The sequence below is a fragment of the Bartonella sp. AA126HLJHH genome (genome assembly GCF_042197425.1).
Taxonomy (GTDB): domain Bacteria; phylum Pseudomonadota; class Alphaproteobacteria; order Rhizobiales; family Rhizobiaceae; genus Bartonella.
This window is the reverse complement of the sequence record NZ_JBHIRU010000030.1, coordinates 1-8,841: the sequence shown is the minus strand read 5'-3', so window position 1 is coordinate 8,841 and position 8,841 is coordinate 1. Positions and strand designations below refer to the sequence as shown.

Genomic DNA, 8,841 nt, shown 5'->3' with positions numbered 1-8,841 from the left:
TTATGTGAAACACCCATCTTCTTCGCAAACGCACGAACCGATAAACCCTTACGCGTTTTCTTATTCATAGTTGCTCCTTGCCTTCTTCTCTGCCATAAGAAGTAAGAGTTTACTGTGTTACGAATGATTGACAATCGGGTATAATCGGGTATATATTCCGGTATGCGAACGGATACACTTCAGGTTACACAAGAATTGTTGGCTCTCATTACTGAGATTGATGAGTTCAAAGGGGCATGGCGCGCCCTTGGTACTCTTGCACCTGAGCGATTGAACGCTCTTCGTCATATTGCTACTGTTGAAAGTATTGGATCTTCCACACGCATTGAAGGGAGTAAGTTAACAGACCGCGAAATCGAACAGCTTTTGGTAAACTTAGAAATTAAACGTTTCAAGAGTCGTGATGAACAAGAAGTTATCGGTTATGCCAAGGTTATGGAAACAATCTTTCAATCTTGGAGTGATATTTCTATTACTGAAAATCATATTAAACAACTTCATCGTGATCTTTTGTGTAATAGTGAGAAAGATCAACGACATCGAGGTGAATATAAGACTTTACGCAATGATGTAGCAGCATTTAATTCTCAAGGGAAAATGGTTGGCATTGTTTTTGAAACAGCTACACCATTTGATACACCATACCGAATGCAAGAGCTTATTACTTGGTTCAATAAAACCAATGAATTAAAGGATCTTCATCCTTTACTTACGATTGGTATTTTTAATGTAACATTTTTAGCTATTCATCCTTTTCAAGATGGAAATGGACGTTTAAGCCGTATCTTAACCACCCTTCTTTTGTTACAAAAAGGTTATGTTTATGTACCATATTCATCACTTGAAAGCATTATTGAGAATAATAAAGAAAGCTATTACTTAGTTTTAAATCAAACTCAAAAAACAATTTATACTAAAACACCCAATTGGGAGCCTTGGATACTCTTTTTTTTACGTGCTCTACAAAAACAAAAACGCCAATTAGAAATAAAAATAGAGAGTGAAAAAAATGCTCTTTTTTCCTTATCTGAATTGGCTCTTAATATTCTTGATTATGTGCGTAATCACGGACGTGTTACAACCCGCGATATGGTGCGTGAGGTTGGTGCAAGCCCTAATACACTTAAAGTAACTTTTACATCATTAGTTGAAAAAGGTCTTTTGATACGTCATGGTGGTGGACGATCAACTTGGTATAGTGCACCTTAATTTTATTGCCTTCTTAACCACCTCCCCGCCTAAAAGACGAGGAGATAAAATTATGTTGTAGGTCTAAGCTACTTTTGCAATCGGGTTCTCCAAAGTAGGAACATAGGCTCGCAACAAAGAATCCATGCTATGCGGTAGTTCTGAATCTCCAAAATCTGTTAGAACTGTCAAGATTTTAAGTATATTTGGTACTTCATCTTGAAGTTTTAAAATCAAAACCTTTTCTACCAGACTCATGATGTCAACCAAAGCAGTACATTCTTTGTCGTTAATATTTTCATCATTAGAAAATTGAAACAACGCTATCCACAAATCGCATAAGAAGTCGACACTGGTGTTCATTGTACACCTCCATGGATTTGTTCTCTCAAACATGCCAATCCTCTGGATGTAATTTTTGTTGAAGGGAGCACTTTTTCTGTACCATCAGGTCTTTGAATGGTAATAGCAGGACAATCCATAAATCCTTTCTTGATCTTGTCCTGATAAGGTAACAGTGGCGCCCCTGGAGCACGCCGATACACCCAATCATGTTTACGCAAGTAATCAGTTAAATCCTTTGGTCTTACTTCCAACATCTTTGCTGCTTCTATCAAACCAAACAAACCATCAGAGCGTTTTAAACCTTCCAAAGCCTCTGCTTTTGGAGCTAATTTAGCAATGATATTGTCTTTCCGCTCGTTTTCATCTTTTAAATGCGTTAAGACACCAAGCATTACTGCTGGACTGGAGTAGTCAATCGATTGAACATAGGATTGCTTTATCTCGCCCCTACGCCATGCAACAAATAATTTAATAAGCATATAACGGACTTGAGAAGATTTTTCTGTATTCGATAATGTCGCAATCAATAACGTCTGCTCTTCGTTAAGCCAATATTCTGTTACGTTATTGCCCTTTATTACGTGCGCCACAGTGGCGCACCTCCCAAACCGTTCTATTTCTTGCATATTTCTTGTAATTAATTTTCTAACGTCACGTGTACGAACAAACCCTAATTTTTCTGCTAAATCCACATCGCGAACACGAGGCTCGTTTTCGACTTCTCGTAATTTGATTAATTTGTCTTTATTGATAGGTAAGTATGTGCTATTATTCATTGTAATTGACCTCTTTCAGGTTAGTTAGATGTAAAGCGTTAGAGAGAGTTTTTGCGGACTTATGCTCTAGCGCTTTTTCTTTTTTGAGAATGTTAATTATTTCAGATGAAAGAGAGCGATCATTCTCAGTCGCCCGATTAAACAACCACTCCTTTAATGTATGTGGCATATTTATTTTATATTGGATCGTTTTCATTTTACCTCCATATGCACATATTTAGTACCATAAAGGTACCTTGTGTCAAGTGTATTTTAGGTATATTTTAGGTGCATGACAAAAAAAGATCGTGTGCAATTTAAATTTCTCATTCCAATTGAACTGAAAAATCAATTGGAAGAGCTTGCTGAGGCAAATCATCGTAGCCTTACGGGGGAAATTCTTGCTCGTTTAGAAGATTCTGTCCGCACTACCGTTACATTAAATCACCTGCTGGCAATGAATTCAGAAGATCTCAAAAAGCTCCTTGAACAACTACTCGTGAATAAAAAACAATAAGATGCCACACATAGCCCCCTCAGAACGCTTTAAGCCTTCAAGCGCTTCTGCTTTTGGTGCTAATTCTGCAATAACATGATCTTTCTGCTCTATTTGACTTTGTAAGTGATTCAAAACACCAAGTAATGCCTCCGGTTTAGAGTAGTCAACTTGTGGTGTGGCTACCTGTTTTTCCAATTCTTGCCAGCGGTCAATGATTTTGGCTCGTAAAGCAGTGCTGTAACCAGAAACAAGAATTAAACATTCACGTTTGGGTAAATTATAACAAGGGCGTGTTTTTCCTTGTTCATCAATATAACTGCTTAAAAACTTAGCCGGCTCAAATTTGAGCTCGCTAAATATTTGTTTAATGTCTCGCATAACATTTTTATGCTTCTTACTACATACCCCCGCAATTTCACGACTCGACATAGTCTGAGTGGTAACACTATTAGCAACACTTTCTGTAATTTTTATAAGAGTGTTCATTATGAACTCCTAGATGTTAGAGGTTTTCATTGATACCTTTAAAAGGTATCGGGTGCTGAAAACACGGCATCTAGTCCGTCGTTACGCTTTCCCCATAAGGGTATTGTATAGCGTAACTACACCCGATGAGGTCATTATACACTTGTCGCATATAATGAGTCAAAGCCTTTGCAATGCACAGAAGATCGATTATTTCGGCAATCAATCCGCTAGATGTTTTAAGGTGTTTTCAGGCACCTGATTCGGAAATATATATAAACGCAACAATGTCAAGAATAAAAATAATTTTTATCTAAAAATAATCGCGTACTGTACAGTACACACACTGAAATCATTATTTATCAATGAGTTAAGTGTACAATGTACAGTCAATTTGAAAATTCTGTCGCTAGCGATAGTTCGCGCTCGCCTGCCCCGCAACGAAGCCAACCCACTGGGAAGTACCTTTTGAGTTGATTTTATTGATTTTTTTATGAAAAAAACAAAGCATAAGTGATAATCTGTTTTTAAAATTGCAATAAGAATATTTAATGCCTAAACTCATAAGAATATGGAATATATAGATAAAGCTTGAGAACATGATCTAGCCTTTTTTATTAGCAGCGTATTCTTGACGAGAAAGTTGTCTCTGTATGTTTTTGGTTAATCTTTCATTGGCATATTGTGCAATAGCACTTGCAATCTCTGGTTTGGACATCACCCCAGCAATTGAAGGTCCCTCTTGTTTTGCAATGGGAAATTTATCTCCATCCGCTCTTTGAAACACATTCCCATTCAGCTTTTTTAATTCAACACGCTTTGGAAAACTGCCTCCCTTGATAAAACCATGGGGTAAGATTTCTTTCTTTCCAAACAGTGTGTAAGTTACGCCGCGTTTTGTTTCGTTTACTTTAAAAAATTTAAGAGGTATTGGTGTTCCAAAACCAATGATATCTGTCTCAAGAAACCTTGCTGTCGCCTTTTCTTTAATATAAACACCTCTTCTTATACGCTTTATTTGGGCTGATGAGATGTCAGCAACTTGCTTTTCAGTAAAGCGTTCAACTTGTTTTGCTGCGGTGTTTAGAGCATTACGCAAAGCCCAATTAAGGCGAGGGGCTTGAAGGCTTGTGAAGGTATCTTTTGCCTGTTGAAGATACCATTTTTGGTGGATGATTAACTTCAACTTCTAAGCCTTTTTTGGGGTAGGTGACTTGGAAGCTTTAGATGCTTTTGGCTGTTCGAGTGGAATTTCCTCTGTCACTGGTTCAGACGATGTTTGTACGGCTTCTTGTTCTATCTGCTTAATTTGTTCAACTCCCTTGTCAGGCTTTATCTTTGTTTTAACATCAACAAAAGGTTTAGCAGCATTGGCGCGCTTGAGACGTGCGTAGACTTGATTGGAAACTTCAACAAATGGATTATTGGGAGTTGAAGTTTCAAAACGAACAGTGCTTTTATTATCGCCAACAACACACATTGGCTTGGTGATGATTGCTTTCATCTTCGCTCCTTTTGAGGCAATGAATTAATGACATCATTGGTTACTGAATGGCTTTTGATATGTGCAAAATAGATTAGTCTGTTTTAACAATAAAAACAGCAACTTAATCCTTTTTGAAAGCTTAAGATTTTACCAAATTTTAGGGGATATTTTTGAATTTTAGACACAATACACCTGGAGACAGGACAGCCATTAAATAAAAATTTTTACACATTGTCAAGAGAAAAAATCTATATTTTGTACATTTTTTGTTTCTAAAAATCTAGACTTAGTATTCAGATAAACAAGAGATGCAATAATAATCCCATTTAAATGAATCTTTTACTTGGCTTTTTGCCTCGTTTCAAAGAACGATGTTTTACGGCACGAGATAAAGATTTGAACCAACTACGTAAGAAATGTTGCTAGCTTAGCAAGGACTTCGTTCATAATCATGGGGGGAACTGCTTCCATTTTCTTTCCCTGACGCACTCCAATATCAAGAGCACGTGGTTGGTCACAACGTATTATGCCCGTTGTATGTAATCCCACTCCCATTAATGAGACAGCAAAGCCTGCTGTTCTAGCAAAATTTCCTCCGCTTGTAATAGGCAAGACAATAGGTGTTTTCGTTACACGATTAAACGCTTCCGGTGATACAATTAATACAGGACGCGTTCCTTTTTGTTCATAACCCGAAGATGGATCAAGAGATACTAGCCAAATTTCGCCTCGCTTCATCACAACAGCTCTTTACCAACAGGTTTAGCATCAAACCATTCTATATCCTCATCTACAAAATCATCTGACGGATTACATTGGGCTAACAATTCATCAAGAGTATAATTAGGAAATGTTTGTGGTTTCACAACTAATTGTCCATTATCAATAGTCAAACCAACTTGCGCATTTTCAGTAAGATGAAGGACATCAAGCAGTGAAGGTGGTATAGAAAGCATCACTGACCCTCCAACTTTACGTAATTTCGTTGTATGCATAAAAACAACCTCTCTAAAATATTATATAAAAATATAACATTTTAAAAGCTATTTCAAGAGCTTCTGATGCTTTTATAAATATACTAGTAAAACATTTAGCATTTATTTTTTTGGTTAAAATATTTCTGGAGAGCGTTAAGGACTATTCGCAATGAAGGTACAAGGTACGGTAATTCTTGATCTTCACTAACAAGATACTGTAGCGCAGCATAAAAATTATGATGTCTGTAAAGGTGTTGTGTTTCTTTTATTACCTCTTGCATATTCAAAAATTGTTTTGTTGCAAATTCAACCCATTTTTTTCTAGCTTCTTCATTAGAAGATGAGGGCATTTTATCATAAATTGCACTAGGCAATGTTTTTGCACAGAGATAATCATTTCTCACTTCAAGATATTTTTGTGCAGCATCATACTGATCTTGATTAATCACACCTTGCAGATAAAGCCGTCCGATATAAGTAGCAGAAAGCGGATTTTTTGCTTCTTCTATGGTCAAGCCAAAACGTTTGGCCCGTATTTCTATTGCCAACTTATCAATGGGATCATGAGGCATTTTTGTCCGTGAGATACGACCATTTGGTTCTCTGAGACATCCATTAATACGAGGACGTCCACATTTTGCATGTTTTTTTCTTTTAGCCATATTTTTTCAATCAGAATGGCATGCTATCGTTAAGAGATGTGCCATGATCAGTAGCACCTGAAGCGATAGCATAATTTTGAGAAGTAATGGGTGAAGGGAATGCCGATTGCTCTTTTTTGGCATCAAGCAAATACAACTCGCCTTTGAATTGTGGTAAGACAATCTCTGTTGTGTAACGGTCATGACCATTTTTATCTTGCCATTTACGTGTTTGTAATTTGCCTTCTATGTAAACCTTTGAACCTTTACTGAGATACTGAAGAGCAATTTTTGCTAAATGTGGATTAAAAATCACAACTGAATGCCATTCTGTTTTCTCTACTTTTTGATTGGTTTTTTTATCTGTATAGCTCTCAGAAGTTGCTATACTAAAATTGACTATTTCTGCTCCAGAATTCATTGTTTTGTTTTCGGGATTAGCACCAAGGCGTCCGATTAATGTCACTTTGTTTAGCATGTTTTTTCTTACCTTAAATTTGTATTTAAATATGTAAAAAATCTTAGCGTAATTTTATTATTTTTTCAATTATTTCAATGATATATTATTAATTATTAACATATAAAATTATGTTTAATATACTCTTTGATAAATAATCAATTGACATAAATGCATGGTGTATAGTATCAAGTATCAAGAGGGTATATATGGCAATCGTTAGTTTTAAGCATAAAGGGTTGAAATTATTCTTTGAAAGAGGAGTCTGCAAAGGCATACAACCCGCGCATGCTAAAAAATTAGCAAACATTTTAGTAATTTTAGATACAATATCCGCGCCTGAACAAGTTACTCTTAAATCGTATCGTCTACATGCGCTTACGGGCGATTTAAAAGGTTACTGGTCAATGCGTGTCAATGGAAATTGGCGTGTTACCTTTCGTTTCATTAGGACAGACGTTGAACTGGTTGATTATCAAGATTACCATTGAGTTTTGAGGTGTTATTATGATGTACAATCCTCCACACCCTGGCGGCATTTTGAAAGAAGAATTGCTTGATGAATTAGGGTTAACAGTAACAGAAGCTGCAAATCGTCTTGGCGTTGCACGTTTAACTTTATCCCGCGTCTTAAACTGCCATGCGGCGATTAGTATTAACTTAGCTTTACGGTTAGAAAAAGCGGGTTTAAATGATGCGGAATTCTGGCTTAAATTGCAACAAAAGCATGATTTGTGGCAAGCTCGGCATAACAGCCCAATCCCACATATTTCACCTCTAGAGCAAGTAGGGCATCTTTAAAAATACTTAGTCCATCTTTCTTCACACCTAGAGGTCATGTTCTTTAAAATCAAGCAGCCCACGATAGTTTTTTATGCTCTTGTTGATTTTATCGAACGTTGAGAAGAGACAACGTAATCCGAACAGTTTTATAAAATCGGAAACTTTACTATGGCTTTTTAACTGAGCACTGTAGTGTGTAAATAGAATAGATATGTTTATTAAACTGCGTGTATGTAACATAAGAAACAATACACAAACTAAAAAAGAATACCAAAGAGCAATATCTGAGTACCAAAGTACAGTATCCAATGGAAAAGAAAGCTTATACTCCACGTACTTAGAAATAATAGGCAAAGAAACAGTTTCTTTATAACTATTTGGAAAAATTAAAACGACAAGCGCTAAACTTATTAGCTTTAAAAGTCTGTGCATATACTGTTGTAAATCACGTGTTAGTTTCACCCAACCTGTTGTATTTCCGCATTTGTATTTTGGGTTGCTCTGCAATTCAGAAGGGATATTGGAATTGCATAAAATTGCAAAAACCGTTGTGACTATTACCAAAGAAACAGATGCGAATGTCAAAATACTCTGAATAAAGTAAAGATTTTTTTTAATTCCTAAAAAACATAAAAATATAAAAGTTATAATACCAAACAAGGCTCTTAGCTGTTTATCTGTAAACATATTTATTTCCTGCGGTTTTCGATAATTTTTTGATCTCTTTATTGATCTCGTCTATAAGAGGTTCGTAATTGAGAACGCTTTTCGGAATAGCACCACCGTAAACCCAAGCTTTCACTTGCGCTTTGGTACTAAAATCCGCATTTTCTGGTGTGGTATAATACTGGCCGCCATCAAACTTTTCACACTCTCTTGTGCCATCTTCATATTCGTAGAGGTTGTAAAAATACTCCTCTGCCCCATCCCCCCAAGGAACATAACCAACAGCTGTTGCAACAAACTCTTTTTGCATGGGTTGTTTACGGTTTTTTAAGAATAAATGTTTAAAAATGAACATGCTTTAATCCTAATTTTACCAATTGGTCTATTTGCCTCAAATTTGACCGTACAGAGCGTTTTATATTACGGATATGGTTTTCATCGTAAAATCTTTAAATCGCTTTGTAAGGTACCTTTTTGTCGATTTAAATGCATGTCTAATCGTAAAATGATCAGCGCTTTTCACTAGTTTACTAACCTGCAATGTTTTTCACTGTTCCCCCAAGACCATTTAAATTCCTT

15 protein-coding genes and 1 pseudogene are annotated in these 8,841 nt (G+C 36.2%); 4 read left to right on the top strand and 12 right to left on the bottom strand.

Features of this window, described 5'->3' with window-relative positions; genetic code table 11:
* Positions 1-162 precede the first annotated feature (162 nt).
* Positions 163-1,209, top strand: a complete 1,047-nt coding sequence (locus ACFIQC_RS08725; RefSeq protein ID WP_375707043.1) for a Fic family protein — start codon at positions 163-165, stop codon at positions 1,207-1,209.
* A 63-nt stretch (positions 1,210-1,272) separates the two neighbouring features.
* Here ACFIQC_RS08725 and ACFIQC_RS08720 read toward each other — a convergent pair whose 3' ends face one another.
* From ACFIQC_RS08720 to ACFIQC_RS08710, 3 genes are read right to left on the bottom strand one after another with little or no spacing between them, the layout of a single operon-like run.
* Positions 1,273-1,551, bottom strand: coding sequence for a hypothetical protein (locus tag ACFIQC_RS08720; RefSeq protein WP_375630680.1), 279 nt, complete (start codon positions 1,549-1,551; stop codon positions 1,273-1,275).
* The gene (locus ACFIQC_RS08715) at positions 1,548-2,309 is read right to left on the bottom strand and encodes a phage antirepressor KilAC domain-containing protein (protein WP_375621793.1); all 762 of its coding nucleotides are present in this window, start codon (positions 2,307-2,309) and stop codon (positions 1,548-1,550) included. Before ACFIQC_RS08715 ends, ACFIQC_RS08720 begins: the two co-directional genes overlap by 4 nt.
* Positions 2,302-2,505 (bottom strand): Arc family DNA-binding protein, encoded by a 204-nt coding sequence (locus ACFIQC_RS08710; protein WP_004859798.1) that lies wholly within the window; start codon positions 2,503-2,505, stop codon positions 2,302-2,304. The genes ACFIQC_RS08715 and ACFIQC_RS08710 overlap by 8 nt, the downstream gene beginning before the upstream one ends.
* Positions 2,506-2,580: 75 nt before the next feature.
* Here ACFIQC_RS08710 and ACFIQC_RS08705 point away from each other — a divergent pair, with 75 nt between their 5' ends.
* Complete coding sequence (locus ACFIQC_RS08705; RefSeq protein ID WP_375612370.1) at positions 2,581-2,805, top strand: Arc family DNA-binding protein; 225 nt, start codon at positions 2,581-2,583, stop codon at positions 2,803-2,805.
* Positions 2,806-2,820: 15 nt separating this feature from the next.
* On the opposite strand, the pseudogene ACFIQC_RS08700 reads toward ACFIQC_RS08705, so the two are convergent.
* The 7 genes and pseudogenes from ACFIQC_RS08700 to ssb all read right to left on the bottom strand — a co-directional run.
* Positions 2,821-3,273: pseudogene (locus ACFIQC_RS08700) on the bottom strand (Rha family transcriptional regulator); the annotation flags it as partial.
* Between the two features lie 583 nt (positions 3,274-3,856).
* Positions 3,857-4,438, bottom strand: a complete 582-nt coding sequence (locus ACFIQC_RS08695) for a hypothetical protein (protein ID WP_375630768.1) — start codon at positions 4,436-4,438, stop codon at positions 3,857-3,859.
* Between the two features lie 3 nt (positions 4,439-4,441).
* Complete coding sequence (locus tag ACFIQC_RS08690; RefSeq protein ID WP_375707042.1) at positions 4,442-4,756, bottom strand: hypothetical protein; 315 nt, start codon at positions 4,754-4,756, stop codon at positions 4,442-4,444.
* A gap of 387 nt (positions 4,757-5,143) precedes the next feature.
* Positions 5,144-5,476, bottom strand: coding sequence for a type II toxin-antitoxin system PemK/MazF family toxin (locus ACFIQC_RS08685; protein ID WP_375612037.1), 333 nt, complete (start codon positions 5,474-5,476; stop codon positions 5,144-5,146).
* Entirely contained in the window at positions 5,476-5,733 is a 258-nt protein-coding gene (locus ACFIQC_RS08680) for an AbrB/MazE/SpoVT family DNA-binding domain-containing protein (RefSeq protein ID WP_375612038.1), read from the bottom strand. The genes ACFIQC_RS08685 and ACFIQC_RS08680 overlap by 1 nt, the downstream gene beginning before the upstream one ends.
* A gap of 95 nt (positions 5,734-5,828) precedes the next feature.
* Positions 5,829-6,377, bottom strand: a complete 549-nt coding sequence (locus tag ACFIQC_RS08675; RefSeq protein WP_375641116.1) for a hypothetical protein — start codon at positions 6,375-6,377, stop codon at positions 5,829-5,831.
* 10 nt (positions 6,378-6,387) lie between these two features.
* Positions 6,388-6,834: a single-stranded DNA-binding protein gene (ssb, locus tag ACFIQC_RS08670; RefSeq protein WP_375641115.1), complete on the bottom strand. Its 447-nt coding sequence runs from the start codon at positions 6,832-6,834 to the stop codon at positions 6,388-6,390.
* A 188-nt stretch (positions 6,835-7,022) separates the two neighbouring features.
* Between ssb and ACFIQC_RS08665 the strand changes: the two genes are divergently transcribed.
* Positions 7,023-7,304 carry a type II toxin-antitoxin system RelE/ParE family toxin gene (locus tag ACFIQC_RS08665; RefSeq protein WP_375707041.1) on the top strand — a complete coding sequence of 94 codons (282 nt, stop codon included), beginning with the start codon at positions 7,023-7,025 and terminating at the stop codon, positions 7,302-7,304.
* 16 nt (positions 7,305-7,320) lie between these two features.
* Entirely contained in the window at positions 7,321-7,614 is a 294-nt protein-coding gene (locus ACFIQC_RS08660; RefSeq protein ID WP_004856691.1) for a HigA family addiction module antitoxin, read from the top strand.
* Between the two features lie 27 nt (positions 7,615-7,641).
* Here the strand turns inward: ACFIQC_RS08660 and ACFIQC_RS08655 are convergent, their stop codons facing one another.
* Both ACFIQC_RS08655 and ACFIQC_RS08650 read right to left on the bottom strand, forming a co-directional pair.
* The gene (locus ACFIQC_RS08655) at positions 7,642-8,283 is read right to left on the bottom strand and encodes a hypothetical protein (RefSeq protein WP_404977929.1); all 642 of its coding nucleotides are present in this window, start codon (positions 8,281-8,283) and stop codon (positions 7,642-7,644) included.
* The gene (locus tag ACFIQC_RS08650) at positions 8,270-8,617 is read right to left on the bottom strand and encodes a hypothetical protein (protein WP_375707040.1); all 348 of its coding nucleotides are present in this window, start codon (positions 8,615-8,617) and stop codon (positions 8,270-8,272) included. Before ACFIQC_RS08650 ends, ACFIQC_RS08655 begins: the two co-directional genes overlap by 14 nt.
* Between the last annotated feature and the right edge of the window lie 224 nt (positions 8,618-8,841).